Origin of the sequence: Ampullimonas aquatilis, from assembly GCF_049675895.1 — a bacterium.
GTDB lineage: Bacteria > Pseudomonadota > Gammaproteobacteria > Burkholderiales > Burkholderiaceae_D > Ampullimonas > Ampullimonas aquatilis.
Genome location: NZ_CP183834.1, coordinates 1,233,003 through 1,246,899 on the forward strand (window position 1 = coordinate 1,233,003; position 13,897 = coordinate 1,246,899).

The window sequence follows — 13,897 nt, forward strand, 5'->3', positions numbered from 1 at the left end:
ATTTATATATGGCAGGAATGTCTATTCAACCAGCAATGTGCTCACCATGTTAAGCCACAGTGAGTTCGGCAGATTCAATCGTATTGACCAGGAGCATGGTGATCGTCATCGGGCCAACACCACCGGGTACCGGGGTGAGGTAACCGGCAACTTCCTTGACGCCTTCAAAATCGACATCACCACACAGCTTGCCCGCCTCATTGCGATTCATGCCGACATCGATGACCACCGCACCAGGTTTGACCATATCAGCGGTTAACACGTTGCGTTTGCCAACTGCGGCAACCACAATGTCAGCCTGACGGGTCAGCTCGGCCAGATTTCTGGTGCCGCTATGGCAGATTGTGACCGTGGCTGAGGCTTGCAGTAACAGCATAGCCATCGGCTTGCCAACAATATTGGAGCGACCAATCACCACCGCATGCGCACCCTTCACCGGATAGTTGATGCTTTCTAGCATTTTCATGCAGCCATAGGGTGTACAGGGTCTGAAGCCGGGTTGACCAACCATCAGTGCACCGGCACTGGCCACATGAAAACCGTCGACATCTTTTTCGGGCGCAATGGTTTCGATGACCTTGTGGCTATCAATATGATCGGGCAGGGGCAGTTGCACCAGAATGCCATCAATCTTTGGATCGGCATTGAGTTGTGCAATGCGTGCCAGCAGTTCGGTTTCGGTGAGGCTCGCCGGATAATGTTCAAGAATGGAAGTGATGCCATTTTCTTCACAGGCTTTCACCTTGTTACGCACATAGACCTGGCTGGCCTGGTTTTCACCAACCAGAATTACTGCCAGACCGGGCGTGTGACCACGTGCGGTCAGTTTGGCAGCACGTTGTTTAACATCTTCGCGAAGCTGGCGGGACAGTGCGACACCATCAATAAGTTGAGCAGTCATTTATGGAATAGGAGAGTTATTTATCTTTTTGCAAGGCCAGACGCAGCAGATCAGCTACCGTGGAGACATTGAGCTTTTCCATGATGTTGGCACGATGCGCTTCAACGGTCTTGATGCTGATCGACAGGTCATCGGCAATCTGTTTGTTGAGTCGACCAGCCACAATCCGTTCCAGCACTTGCTGTTCGCGTTGCGTCAGCCGATTGAGTAGCGCATCAGTGGCTTCTTTATGCGCATGGGCTTCAGTTTGCTGGGTGGCAATGATCAACATTTTGTCAACCAAGGCGGTAATGGCTTCTTCATTAAATGGCTTTTCAATGAAGTCAATCGCGCCTTTTTTCATGGTGGTGACGGCCATCGGCACATCGCCATGACCGGTAATGAAGATGATCGGGATGACAATATTTTTGGCCAGGAGCAGTTCCTGCAGCTCCAACCCGCTCATGCCGGGCATCCGCACATCAAGAATCAGGCAACCAGTGCGCTTGCTATCAAAATGACTGAGGAATTCTTCTGACGAGGCAAAGGTTTGCACACGATGTCCCTTGGCTTCTAGCAGCCATTGCAGTGAATCTCTGACAGCATCATCATCATCAACAATGAATACCGTATGACGCATCGGGATTGGAGCTGGTTTTTGATTCATATGCATAACCTTGGTAAGTCAATAACAGCAATTAAAACAGCCTGAGTCGTTGGCTAATCCCAGAAAAGCTGGATCTTTCAGCATTTTAGGGCATAGTTTCACTACACAGAACTGGGTTTTTTAACGGGTAAGGTAAATCGGAAAGCACAACCGATCACTTGTTCCTCCTGCAGAACATTTTCAGCCCACAGACGTCCTTCATGAAACTCGATGATGGAGCGGCAGATATTCAAGCCCATGCCCATCCCTTCCTGCTTGGTACTGAAAAAGGGTTCAAACAAGCGATCCATGATACTTGGTTCGATGCCTGGACCTTGATCCAATACCGTAAATTCAATATATCCGGCATTCTGCTGGATGATCAGCCTGACTGCAGCATCGGCGCGCAGTTTTTCTGGATGACTGCCCATGGCTTCAGCCGCATTCCGCAGCAGATTGACCAGCACTTGTTCAATCAGAATCGGATCCATGAAGATGGCTGGCAGCTCCGGCTCTATCTTTGATTTGAGTTTGATATTACGTTTGGATGCTTCAATCTCGGCTAATCCAATTGCATCGGCCACCACCACCTTGACGTCCGTCATGCGCCGATTGGGCTCGCTGCGTTTGACAAACTCGCGTATCCGGCGAATGATCATGCCTGCCCGTTGCGCTTGTTGCGAGGTTTTTTCCAGTGCTGGCAGCAGATTTTGCATGGTTGCCAATGGATTGGCTTCCTGGCTGTCTTCATTGGCCGCAGCGGCCATCACCAATTCAGGCTGATGTTCAATCAATTTGCTGATTTCAGCTTTTAACCGCGCGACGGTGCCCATGCTGTAATTGGTAATGGCAGTGAGCGGTTGATTGAGCTCATGTGCAATCGAGGATGCCATTTCACCCATGGTCATCAGACGACTGGTAAATTGCGCTTTTTGTTCTTCCTGGCGAATTTTTTCCTCAGCGGTTTTACGGGCAGTCACATCAGTGGCAATCTGCATTTGTGCCACGCGGCCATCCACCCATTGAATATAGCGCAGGCGGACTTCAAACCAGCGCTCAATGCTGCTTACAAACACTTCCTGAGTGTTGGAACGCACATCAGTGAGCGCCGAAGTGGGTAGTCCTGCCATGCTGTCGATATTGTCCAGTGAATCATTCAGGTAATTGGATTGTGGCGGAGCGCTGCCGGCTAGTTCCGTATGACCACTGGTATCGGTCTTGAACAGGGTCCGGTAATAGCGGTTGGCAAATAATAGTTCGCCACGACCATAATCAAACACGGACACTGCGGCGTCAAGAGCTTCCAGAACGGTGGTAAAGCGTTCCTGTGCTGCAGCGAGCTCTACCCGAATCCGTTTTGGCTCGGTAATGTCATAATAAGCACTCATCCAGCCGGTTTGCCGTCCGCTTGAGTCAATCAATGGCGAAACATGCAGTCGTGCATAAAAAACGCTGCCATTGCGCCGTTTGAGGCGCAATTCAAAACCAGTCTGGGGAATTTGGCCTTCGCGGATGTTTTGGCGAATCATGGCGTGATCCAGATGATCTTCCGACAGCCAGAATTCGTAAGGGTAGGGCATTTGCAGGAGATCGGCTTCTTTCCAGCCCACCATATCGCAAAAAGCCCGGTTGGCATAGATGATCAGGCCATCCAGATCGGTGGCGCACATGCCGGTCACCATCGAATCTTCCATGGCACGTCGAAAGCTGGTTTCCGCCATGAGGGCTTTTTGAGTACGGTTGCGCTGACGGATATGGCGACTCAGACTCCACAGACTCCATAAGGTCATCATGGACAGTCCACCCACCAGCCAAAACAGCATATTGTTGATCAAACCAAAACGGCTGGTAAAGCTTTCGACCTTGAGCAGAATGCCATAACCTGGTGGGTCAAAGGGCAGTTCCGATGATAAGTGGCTGATGGTGATCTGGTGCGGTGTGCTACTGGCCAGCAGATTACCTTGACCGTCGACAATCGAGACCTTGTATTTTTTGCTGAAGTCATTGGGAATACTGTATTTAAGCAGGTTGCGCACCGAATATAGCGCGCCGATGGTGCCTAAAAACTGGGCTTGACGAACCACTGGCGCCTGCATTTCGACATAAATTTCATCGTCATCGCCCACAAATGGTCGGGTATAAATGGTTTGACGCGTATTTTTGGCGCGCTCAAAGGCCCAGAATGGTTCCAGCTGATCATCAGGCTCATCCTTGCGGCGTACATGGGTCTTGAAAAAGGTTTCGGCAGGACCGACCCAGCGGGCGGTGCGATCAGCGTCAATGCGGGTGATCATTACCAATTCAGGGTTTTGCAGCAGGATTTCTTTGGCAAACGCCCGAAAAGCGACTTCGTTAATGCCGCCCTGACCAACTTCGCGTGCCAGCGTGACCAGTTTGTCCTGATTGGATTGCAGCTTGAGCAGGACATTTTGCTGGGCCCACTCCAGATCGCGCAGCAGGGCGTCACGCTGTTGCTCCAGATCGCGCTGATTGAGCATCCATAAGGTACCGCCCATGGCACCAATGAACAGCAAAATCGAAAGGATCGGAGAAAACAGGTAAATGTCAGACCGCATCATGCGCTGACGAGCAATCCAGCGTCGCAGGCTGGTGGGGAGAAGTGACTTGGAAAGGCTATTCAAAATTTCGGATAAACAGCATGAGCAAACAGATGCCCGCGCAGGTTTGGGTAAGTATTTACCCGATTTTAAACAATAAAGCCACTTCCCACCGAAAATCAGCAGATTTCTTATTTATTTGGCTACTGCCAGGATCACGTGACTGGATTTGAACAGTGCGGTGGCTGTCCCGCCAACATTTAAACCAAGGGCGCTGACTGAATCATTGGTGATGATCGAATGAATCTCAGTGCCACCGGGCAGGGTGATAGTGATCTCGCTGTTGACCGAACCCGTGCCAATTTTGCTGACCTTGCCAGTCAGTTGATTGCGAGCACTGAACAAGTAGGGGGACTCACCACTGACCACGATGATCCAGGGTGCCTTGACCAGGGCGATGACTTTTTTGCCTACAGCCAATCCTAAAGCATTGATGCTTTCATTGGTGATAATGGCGACGATCGGTGAACCACCGTCAGTAATCAGTTCAATCTCGGCGTTGACTGCGCCAAGGATGATTTTAGATACCACGGTGTTAAATTGATTGCGTGCGCTGATGGGCATAAAGTACTCGCTAGAATGGTTGGGGGGAGAAGTTGAGCTACGATCCATACTTTGCTCTGCAAAGCATGTGCCAACTCTAAAGGCAAGATCTTCTGATTCCATCAAATCATTCATCGGCTCGGTGTAAAGTGTGATCGAGTCGATATTTTCAGGTTGAGTTATGTTACAGAATCCAGGTGATTTTTTTGCCAAACCCTTTGCTTTTGCAACCCAGCTGTTAATTGAGTGTGATGGCCGAGAACTTTTGGGGCCAGCCCAGTTTGAACTGTTGCGCCAGCTCGCAATTGGCGGCTCGATTACGGCTGCCGCACAGGCATTGAATATCAGCTATCGCACTGCCTGGACAATGATTGAAAATCTCAATAACCTGGCAGGCACAGCGCTGGTTGAACGGACCAAGGGTGGCAGCGGTGGCGGCGGTGGTGCTCACCTGACCGCTACAGGAGAGCGCCTCATGGCGGCCTACAAGGACTATCAGCAGCGTCAGCAGCAGTATCTGGCTTTCATGACGGAGCAGCAATTCAATGCGGCAGGTGTTGCTGATCAATCGCAAGACGCCCAGCACTATCTCACCATGTTGCGACGTTTGACCTTGCAAACCAGTGCCCGTAATCAGCTGGCAGCCGAAGTGGTCGGTAGTCGTAAATCGGGCCCGCAAGTGGTGTTGCAGTTGCAGCTGGGCAATGGTCAGCGGATTCGTTCGCGTTTATCGCAGCAAAGCGTGGATCAGTTAGGTTTGCAAAAAGGTAGCACAGTGATTGCTATCTTTAAGGCCAGTGCGGTGGTGGTGGTACCCAGTGATACGGTTTTGCCGATTGATTTCAACCGTTTGGAAGGGCTGATTGATAGCGTTGAAGAAGAGGCCGGGCGTACTCAGATTGCCCTGGATATTTCGGGTGGACTGAGTGTTCATGGGCTGCACGAGACTGCGCCGGAGCAATCTGACTGGCAATTGGGGCAGGCTGCGATGGCCGTATTTGATCCCTCGGTAGTGCTGATTGCTACCGATCGCTGATTATTTTTCCAATCCGTTTTTTTAAGACAATGTGAGCTTGGTCTGGCAATTGCATTGCTGGAGTAACGATGTGTAATAAATTGCATATCGAACAAATCCGACATACTATTTGTAGCGTGAGGTTACCATGATGCCCGATAGACCAGAGTCACTCCTACTCGATGCCGATGGCATTTCCCGCAATGTGCTCATTACCGGGCACGTCAAACATCCGATGGTATTGTGTCTGAGCAGTTTGCGTCAGTTGCCGAGTCAGATCCTTGAAGATTTTGGCGTGAGCTGTCGTTTTGACAGCAAGCAGGCGGCACTGCGTCGTTTGCGTGTGACGCGACTTGATTCGCTGGTTCTGGATGCGCAACCCATCATGGAGCGCGACGATGATTTTAAAAAACTGATTGTGATTGCCGAGTCACTGGAAGGCTATCGTGCCTTGTTTAGCTGGATGGAGTTGTTCCATTCGCCAGTGGGCGAACAGGTTTATGTGGCGTTTGATAGTGCCGATGCACCATTTTTGCCGCACCAAGGGCAGTTTGCACTGGTGAGTGGCGCCGATACTTTTACCGGCCCGCGTCATGTACGCAACCTGGCGCGTATTACGGTACAAAAAGTCTGGTAGTTATTTTATTTTGTTTGAGGAGTCGTTCATGAAGTCGATCAGTCAATGGGTTAATCGGGTCAGCAGCTTGTTGTTGGTGATAGCAGGTGTGTCATTGAACAACAGCACTGTTCACGCCGAGGAAGTCAATATTGCCGTTGCTGCCAACTTTGCCAGTCCGGTGCAACAGATTATTCCTGCTTTTGAGCAGGCTACTGGTCACAAGGTGCTGGTGTCATTGGGCTCAACCGGCAAGTTTTATGCGCAGATCAAGGCTGGCGCACCGTTTCAGGTGTTGCTGGCGGCGGATGATGAAACGCCCAAAAAACTGATTGATGAAGGGGCTGCCGTATCGGGCAGCAACTTTACTTATGCGGTTGGCAAGCTGGTGTTATGGAGTGCCAAGCCGGGGGTGGTGGATGAGCGGGGCGATGTCTTGCTCAAGGGCAATGTGGAGCATGTGGCGATTTGCAATCCCAAGTTGGCACCTTATGGTGCGGCGGCCATTGAAGCGATGAAAAAACTGAATGTGTATGACAAGCTTGAAGCCAAGTTTGTGCAAGGTGAAAACATCACGCAAGCTTATCAGTTCACCGCATCGGGCAATGCCGAGATTGGTTTTGTGGCTTTGTCGCAGGTATTCAAGGATGGACAGATCAAGGAGGGCTCGGCCTGGATTGTGCCTGCCAAACTATATACGCCTTTGCTGCAGGACGCAGTTTTACTGAATAATGGCAAGGACAATGCGGCAGCCAAGGCTTGGCTGGCCTGGCTCAAGGGTGAACAGGCCCATGCTGTGATTCGGTCTTTTGGCTATGATCTGGCCGATGCCAAAGTATTGGCACATTGAAATCGGTACATTGAATCTGGGCTTTGCTGCCAACAACTTAAGACGAGGGATGATTTGCTGACGACGGCAGACTGGCAGGCCATTACTTTAACCTTGCAATTGGCAGCGCTGGTGACAGTGTTGTTGCTTTTGGTGGGCACCCCGATCGCGTGGTGGCTGGCGCGTACTCGTTCGCGTATCAAGCCGTGGATTGCTGCCTGTGTTGCCTTGCCGCTGGTGTTGCCACCGACGGTGCTGGGTTTTTATCTCTTGCTCATGCTTGGTCCCAATGGGCCAATTGGCAAACTGATGCTAGGCGTGGGGCTGTCTACCTTGCCCTTTACCTTTACCGGTCTGGTGGTTGCCTCGGTGTTTTATTCATTGCCCTTTGTAGTGCAGCCTTTGCAAAATGCCTTTGAAGCCATCGGTAATGGTCCGCTGGAAGCTGCGGCCAGCTTGCGTGCCGGCCCGCTGGATCGTTTTATCAGTGTGGTGTTGCCCTTGGCCAAGCCCGGCTTTTTGGTGGCAGCAGTGCTGGGTTTTGCGCATACGGTGGGCGAGTTTGGCATCGTGCTCATGATTGGCGGCAATATTCCTGGCAAGACCAGCGTGTTGTCAGTGGTTGTCTACGACCATGTCGAGGCGCTGGAATACACCAAGGCGCACTGGATGGCGGGTGGCATGCTGGTATTTTCCATGGCGGTCCTGTTGTTCATGCAGTTGATGGGACAACGGCAGCTTGAGCAAGGGCTGGGTGGAAAAATGTCAGAGCGGCGGTCCGCATGAAGATGAACGATCTGATCACGCAAACCATTACGTTGCAGGCGCAGCTCAATCACCCGGGCTTTAACTTGGCCGCCGATCTGGTTTTGCCGGGGCAGGGTGTCACGGCCCTGTTTGGCGCTTCGGGTTCGGGCAAGACCAGTCTGCTGCGGATATTGGCCGGACTGGAACGGGTGCCACAGGCGCGCGTGGTGGTGGGTGATTCGATTTGGCAAGATAGTGCTGCCGGTGTATTTGTACCCACTCATCAACGTGCCTTGGGTATGGTTTTTCAGGATGCGCAGCTGTTTGCTCATCTGAGTGTCAAAGACAATATCGAATATGGTTATCGGCGGATTACTGCAGCCCAACGCAAGATTTTCCCCCATGAAGTGATTGAACTGTTGGGTATTGGCCATTTGCTGACGCGGCGTCCGGCTCTATTGTCCGGTGGAGAAAAGCAGCGGGTGGCGATTGCTCGTGCCTTGTTGACCAGTCCACAATTATTGCTGCTCGATGAGCCCTTGGCCGCACTGGATGAAGCCCGCAAGCTCGAAGTCCTGCCTTATCTGGAACGGCTGCGTGATGAACTGGCCATGCCCATGATTTATGTCAGCCATGCCATGCATGAAGTGGCGCGTCTGGCCGATCATCTGGTCTTGCTGGAGCGGGTTCAGCAAGGCAGTCGTGTGGTGGCGACCGGACCGGTGGGTGAAGTCACGTCGCGGCTCGATTTGCCATTGGTCGAAACCGATGATGCAGCGGTGGTGGTGCGGGCTAAAGTCGTGGCACATGAGCCCGAATTTGCGTTGACCTGCCTCGACTTGCAAGGCTATCCACTCTGGGTGGGGCAAGTCGCACAGGCACCCGGTCAAACGGTGCGGTTGCAACTATTGGCGCGCGATGTCAGCCTGACGCTGGTGCCGGGACAACAGAGCAGTATTCTTAATTGCCTGCCGGTCACGCTGATCAGTCAGCGCGATGATGCGCATGGACGTACTCTGATTCAGCTCGATGTCGAAGGTGTCCGGCTGCTGTCGCGCATCACCCGCAAATCTGCAGCACTGCTGGGTTTGCAGAATGGCCAGTCAATCTATGCGCAGATCAAGGGTGTGGCGGTCTTGGGTAGTTAAATTCGGTAGCTGTTTGATGGTTGAAGCGGGTACTGTTGATGAATTAAAGTGAATCAGCGATGTTGAAATTTCAAACAAATTGCGCCTTGGATGATGCGTCGCTCTGGCAGCTGCTGCAGGAAGACGTACCCTATGGCGATCTCACAACGGCCAGCCTGCCTTTACAGGGCCAGCCTGGTCGGCTGACTTTCAAGGCGCGTTCTGCCATGACCTTATGCGGCAGTGAAGAAGCCATGCGGCTCCTGCAACTGGTGGGAGCCGATGTGGTCTTGCACTCGGCCAGTGGTAGTCAATTACCAGCAGATGCTTTGATTCTGGAGGCACAAGGCCCGGTGCCAGCACTGCATCATGCCTGGAAAGTGGCGCAAAACCTGGTGGAATGGGCCAGTGGTATGGCCAGCGTAGCTAGCGCCATGGTTGCTGCCGCTACGCCAGTGGCGGTGGCTTGCACGCGCAAATCGGTACCGGGTGTGAAGGCCATGTCCGTCAAGGCGGTGCGTGCGGGTGGAGCGCGCATGCACCGCCTGGGTCTGTCAGAGAGTCTGCTGATTTTTGCCGAGCATCGGCTTTATTTGGATATGCCCCCAGCGCAGACGGTGGCCTTGCTCAAACAGCAGGAACCGGAAAAGAAAGTGGTGGTTGAAGTTTCAAATATTGCCGAAGCACTGAGCTGGGCCGAAGCCGGGGCGGATGCCTTGCAACTGGAAAAGTTTACGCCAGCGCAGCTTGAGCAGCTGCTGATTGAACTCGACCAACAACTTCATACACAACACGATTCGCCGCTGAATACCGAGCGCAAGCCAGTGGTGATATCAACGGCGTCTCAAGTGCGTTCCCTGTCACCCAGGCGTCCGCTGTTGATTGCGGCAGGTGGTATCAATTGCCAGAATGTGGCGGACTATGTGCAGGCCGGTGCGCAGTTAATCGTGACGTCTGCGCCCTACAGTGCGCCGCCACGTGATGTTGCGGTGCGTTTTTTACTGCTGGATTAAGTTGCGCTAACCAGCGATATGGCTTGCGTGGTCAATTTATAACTCATTTATATACTCTCTATGAGTAAAAAAATAGACCTAATAAATCCACACTTAAGCAGATTATTTATCAATAAACTGGGTGGAAGTATGCCTATTTTGGCGTATTTTTAAATGGCTTACCAGAACTGGTAGGCAACCATCACACTGCCCGTGTGACTGGTGCGACGGGTCAAAATTGGGCTGTGGTGAACCGCCGAGCCAAAGCGTTGCTGGCCGATGCTGGCCAGCACACTCCATTGCGCATTGACCTGATGATTGATGCCCACTGACACATTCTGGCTGGTCACGCCAGATTCCGGATGAAACGTGGCGTAGGAGGAAGTGGCACTCTGTGGTGCGTTCACGCCGTAGTAGGCCTGATGATAGGTCTGGTCACTCACGGTCAGGTAATAGTCGAGATAACCTGTGGTTTGACTGGCGACTGGGAAACCCAGTGTCGCACCCAGCACGCCTTGTGCACCACGACTGCCGGCGATGGCCTTGCCATAGTTGGCATAGATATCCAGCACTTCACCATAGGGTTGCCAGTCGATGGAGAGCATCGGTTCCAGCGCGCCATGGACATCATTCAAACCCTGATAGCGACGATCCTGCTTGACATCCCGACCCAGCAGATAGTTGAGTGACACACCCAGATTCAATGAACCTACCTTGAGCACCTGATAACCAACGCCATTGAGCGAATTGGCAAACAGACGGTCATCACGATAGTCTACATTGAGCGCCAGATCCCATTGTGGCTGGGTCAGAATCCCTTTGAACAGGCCATTGTTGCCATAGCTGGCGCCTGCCGAGAGTTGCAGGGTAGAAGAAGGTGTGGCATCAACCTGCGCCAGGGCCAACAAGGGTATAAGCAATAAACTCAATAGCAAATGATTCAGTGCTCGGATCATGGTGCGAGTACGCAAAAGTAGATACAGGTGTTCCGGATAGTAGCTTCAATCAGCCCTGTTGCTGAATCCGTGGAAGATGGGATGCCGTATTGCGGGACACACTTTCTTTGATGAACAAGGCCGTCTCGCGCGCTACATTGTCACGGCCATTATCCAGCGTAATCATGTGATAACAGTCATCCAGCATCAGCTTGTGTTTATGGACAGAATGAATACCGTCATACACAATCTGCGCATTTTTTGGGCTGGAAGTTTCATCATCAATGGCGTGCATGAGCAATGTGTCGCAAGTGATCCTGGACAGATTTTTACGCACATACTTGGCCAGTTGTTGTGCCTGATAAATATGGTCGATGGAAATGGTTGACGCGCCTGCCCGAGACTGATTGGAGGCGAGCATGCTGCGACGAATACCTTCGCGCAGCTTTTCGTTTTTCAATCCAAAGGGTTCACGTTCGCGATAGGTGTACCAGTTCTTGATGGGCGTATGATAGGCCAGCGATAACAGTGGGTGATAGTAAGGAATGGCCCAGCCATCATATTGCAGGGTGGTGGAGAGCAGGGCGAGTGATTGCACCGGCTGTTCAATTGCCAATGCCAGTGCCAGCGTGGCACCAATACACAAACCACCCAACGATACCGTGGTATGGGTAGCCTGCAAGGCTAAAAATTGAGCACGTACCCCAGCCAGCCAGTCTTGCCAGCTGGCGCACGCAGAATCATTGCCATAACCAGGGAAATATGGCACCACCGTTGTAAAATCGTGCTTATGCAGGGCTTTGGCAACAATGCGCAATTCGAGTGGGGTGCTGGCCAGTCCATGGATCAGCAAAACCGCATGAGCGCCACCGGACAGACGAATATCACGTTGATAGAGCGAGGATTGCTGACTGGTCGAAGTAGCTAGTTGCATATTTTTCATCATATTGAGATAACCTGACATTGTACCGCTTAGGGTGATTGTTTCCCGTGACTATTTCTTGTGACTGTTTCCTGGCCATTCATTGATCTGGCTCATTAAAACCAATTCTGATAGGCTGATTGCCGGTTCATCAGGTAAAACCAGCAAGCTGATAAACAAATCTATGCACAATCAAATCCGCAATGCAAAAAAATGGGCACCATCTGGCTGGATTGGTTATCCCGCCGGATTCGCCTTCTTTATGATCGCTTGTCTGTTGCGTTATGCCTTGCATGGTTTTCTGGAACATCGTTTACCGTTTTCCAGTTTTATCCTGGCAACCTTGTTGACGGAATATTTTTGGGGACTGGGCCCAGCTGTCATGGTTTTTCTGCTGAGCATGCCTGCCGCCAACTTTTTTTTCATGCCGCCATTCAACCAGTTTGATGTGTTAACGCTCGATGATGTCGTGCAGTTGACGGGCATCATGCTGATTTGCGTGGTGGGTATTGCTTTGATTGAATCCTTGCGGCGAACCAAGTATGAAGCACAGCTCCTGATGGAAGTGGCCGAGTCGCGCTATGACATGTTATTGCGCTCCGATGCAGCCCGTAAAACCGCAGAAACTGCACATACTCAAAGCCAGAAGATGCTGCAGACCATGGTGTCGGTGATGCCCAATATCTGGGTCATGATGCGCGTCAATGGCGGTTTTGAGTATATTGATGTGCGCCTTTTTGATATGACCGGCATGGACAGCCAGATACAGGAGCCACAACGCTGGTTGCGCATGTTGCATCCTGATGATGTGGCATCTACCCAGGCCATCATTCAGACCCTGAGCCAAACACCCGGGCTGTCAATGGCCAGTCAGTTTCGACTGGTTTTGGCCGATGGCGATTATCAATATTGCAAAGGCATTTATACCTCATCATCCAACCAGCATGGCACGGTAATCCGGCTCGAAAACGTGGAGCTGGGCGAGGTGCAGCATGTTCTGCCAGTCTGAGCGCCGACGTCAGAGCCACGCCTGCAGGGACCTTAATACGCGCGTGCTGCGTTTAGCCTGCCTGAGCGCTGTGATCCTCGCGCTGTTGCAGCTTGATCTGATCAAACACCCCAGCCATTTCTTCGCTACTGATTTCTGAGATTTGTGCCGCAGCCAAGGGATCTTTACCGGCCAGCCACTGGGCTTCGGCATCGGGTTGGGTAATGGCCAGCATCAGCGCGTGATTCAACTCATAAATTTGCCAGACATAACCGGCATCGCGCAGTGCCGACTGCAGGGCATTTTGTACCAGGCCACGAACCAGCTTGTGCGGTTCAGAAATCGCCACGCTATCAGTACGACCAGCGGCCGCTTCCACACACTCACGTTTATTGAATGAGGCATGGCCACGACAGGCCAATGGTCGCACGGAATAGATGCGACATGCGCCATCAATGATGAACGGACAGCGTTCGCGCAGTTTGATGCGCTGTGCTTCGTTCAGTCCACGGGTCTGGCTGTCGGCTTCGGCAAGTCGGCCAATCAGTCCCAAATGTTGTCCTTGTGGATGACTGCCCAGCCAGCGCAGATAGCGCGCTACCATCCACACCTCGGGTGCGGTGGCCGTGACCCGCAGGGTACAGCAACTGGCGCAACCCTTGTGGCATTCAATGTCTGGCGCATCTTCGGTCTGGATGGCGACGTTGCCATCAAAACTGTCAAAGGCCTGCATCAACACCGCGTCAATCAAATCGGCACGGCCTTGGCGCGGAGCCATGGCCTGGACAAAGGCCGCATGCTGATCGAGAAAAAAAGCGAGTGAGCTATTGTCGGCTGGGGTGTGGGGTGTAGCCTTGGCCGGACTGATTGAACTGGACGTGGGGTTCATGAGGACACACGAGAAGTTTGGATGAAGGTCATCACGGCCAGCGACCATGATGACGAGCACTGCCAATTGGCTTTGCCAGCGCGACACCGGGTTAAAAGATCGGATTAAGAGATGGCATTCAGCTTAAAGAAATTCAGAGGACAGGATGCT

At 52.1% G+C, this 13,897-nt stretch carries 14 protein-coding genes; 7 read left to right on the forward strand and 7 right to left on the reverse strand.

The features are described from left to right. Positions 1-49: 49 nt before the first annotated feature. The 4 genes from folD to ACMYR3_RS05625 all read right to left on the reverse strand — a co-directional run bounded on the left by folD (position 50) and on the right by ACMYR3_RS05625 (position 4,708). Positions 50-901: a bifunctional methylenetetrahydrofolate dehydrogenase/methenyltetrahydrofolate cyclohydrolase FolD gene (gene folD / locus ACMYR3_RS05610; RefSeq protein WP_424195319.1), complete on the reverse strand. Its 852-nt coding sequence runs from the start codon at positions 899-901 to the stop codon at positions 50-52. A 16-nt stretch (positions 902-917) separates the two neighbouring features. Beyond that, positions 918-1,547 (reverse strand): response regulator transcription factor, encoded by a 630-nt coding sequence (locus ACMYR3_RS05615; protein ID WP_424195321.1) that lies wholly within the window; start codon positions 1,545-1,547, stop codon positions 918-920. A gap of 101 nt (positions 1,548-1,648) precedes the next feature. Beyond that, positions 1,649-4,168: a PAS domain-containing sensor histidine kinase gene (locus ACMYR3_RS05620; protein ID WP_424195323.1), complete on the reverse strand. Its 2,520-nt coding sequence runs from the start codon at positions 4,166-4,168 to the stop codon at positions 1,649-1,651. A gap of 111 nt (positions 4,169-4,279) precedes the next feature. After that, on the reverse strand, positions 4,280-4,708 hold the full coding sequence (locus ACMYR3_RS05625) for a TOBE domain-containing protein (RefSeq protein ID WP_424195325.1): 429 nt from the start codon (positions 4,706-4,708) through the stop codon (positions 4,280-4,282). A 160-nt stretch (positions 4,709-4,868) separates the two neighbouring features. On the opposite strand from ACMYR3_RS05625, the gene ACMYR3_RS05630 reads away from it, so the two are divergent. The 6 genes from ACMYR3_RS05630 to modD all read left to right on the forward strand — a co-directional run bounded on the left by ACMYR3_RS05630 (position 4,869) and on the right by modD (position 10,034). Beyond that, positions 4,869-5,723, forward strand: coding sequence for a TOBE domain-containing protein (locus ACMYR3_RS05630; protein ID WP_424195327.1), 855 nt, complete (start codon positions 4,869-4,871; stop codon positions 5,721-5,723). 127 nt (positions 5,724-5,850) lie between these two features. Further along, the gene (locus ACMYR3_RS05635; RefSeq protein WP_424195329.1) at positions 5,851-6,339 is read left to right on the forward strand and encodes a hypothetical protein; all 489 of its coding nucleotides are present in this window, start codon (positions 5,851-5,853) and stop codon (positions 6,337-6,339) included. Between the two features lie 28 nt (positions 6,340-6,367). Further along, positions 6,368-7,168: a molybdate ABC transporter substrate-binding protein gene (gene modA / locus ACMYR3_RS05640; RefSeq protein WP_424195331.1), complete on the forward strand. Its 801-nt coding sequence runs from the start codon at positions 6,368-6,370 to the stop codon at positions 7,166-7,168. Positions 7,169-7,222: 54 nt separating this feature from the next. Beyond that, the gene (modB, locus tag ACMYR3_RS05645) at positions 7,223-7,933 is read left to right on the forward strand and encodes a molybdate ABC transporter permease subunit (protein ID WP_424195333.1); all 711 of its coding nucleotides are present in this window, start codon (positions 7,223-7,225) and stop codon (positions 7,931-7,933) included. Beyond that, on the forward strand, positions 7,930-9,042 hold the full coding sequence (modC, locus tag ACMYR3_RS05650; protein ID WP_424195335.1) for a molybdenum ABC transporter ATP-binding protein: 1,113 nt from the start codon (positions 7,930-7,932) through the stop codon (positions 9,040-9,042). The genes modB and modC overlap by 4 nt, the downstream gene beginning before the upstream one ends. Before the next feature lie 59 nt (positions 9,043-9,101). Beyond that, complete coding sequence (modD, locus tag ACMYR3_RS05655; RefSeq protein WP_424195337.1) at positions 9,102-10,034, forward strand: ModD protein; 933 nt, start codon at positions 9,102-9,104, stop codon at positions 10,032-10,034. Between the two features lie 158 nt (positions 10,035-10,192). Here the strand turns inward: modD and ACMYR3_RS05660 are convergent, their stop codons facing one another. Together ACMYR3_RS05660 and ACMYR3_RS05665 are read right to left on the reverse strand one after the other, a co-directional pair. After that, positions 10,193-10,942 carry a MipA/OmpV family protein gene (locus tag ACMYR3_RS05660; protein ID WP_424195339.1) on the reverse strand — a complete coding sequence of 250 codons (750 nt, stop codon included), beginning with the start codon at positions 10,940-10,942 and terminating at the stop codon, positions 10,193-10,195. Positions 10,943-11,018: 76 nt separating this feature from the next. Beyond that, a complete protein-coding gene (locus ACMYR3_RS05665) occupies positions 11,019-11,882 on the reverse strand; it encodes an alpha/beta hydrolase (protein ID WP_424195341.1) in 864 nt (287 codons plus the stop codon). Positions 11,883-12,054: 172 nt separating this feature from the next. On the opposite strand from ACMYR3_RS05665, the gene ACMYR3_RS05670 reads away from it, so the two are divergent. After that, positions 12,055-12,879 carry a DUF4118 domain-containing protein gene (locus tag ACMYR3_RS05670; protein WP_424195343.1) on the forward strand — a complete coding sequence of 275 codons (825 nt, stop codon included), beginning with the start codon at positions 12,055-12,057 and terminating at the stop codon, positions 12,877-12,879. Between the two features lie 52 nt (positions 12,880-12,931). Here ACMYR3_RS05670 and ACMYR3_RS05675 read toward each other — a convergent pair whose 3' ends face one another. Then, positions 12,932-13,747 carry a YkgJ family cysteine cluster protein gene (locus ACMYR3_RS05675; RefSeq protein ID WP_424195345.1) on the reverse strand — a complete coding sequence of 272 codons (816 nt, stop codon included), beginning with the start codon at positions 13,745-13,747 and terminating at the stop codon, positions 12,932-12,934. Positions 13,748-13,897 lie beyond the last annotated feature (150 nt).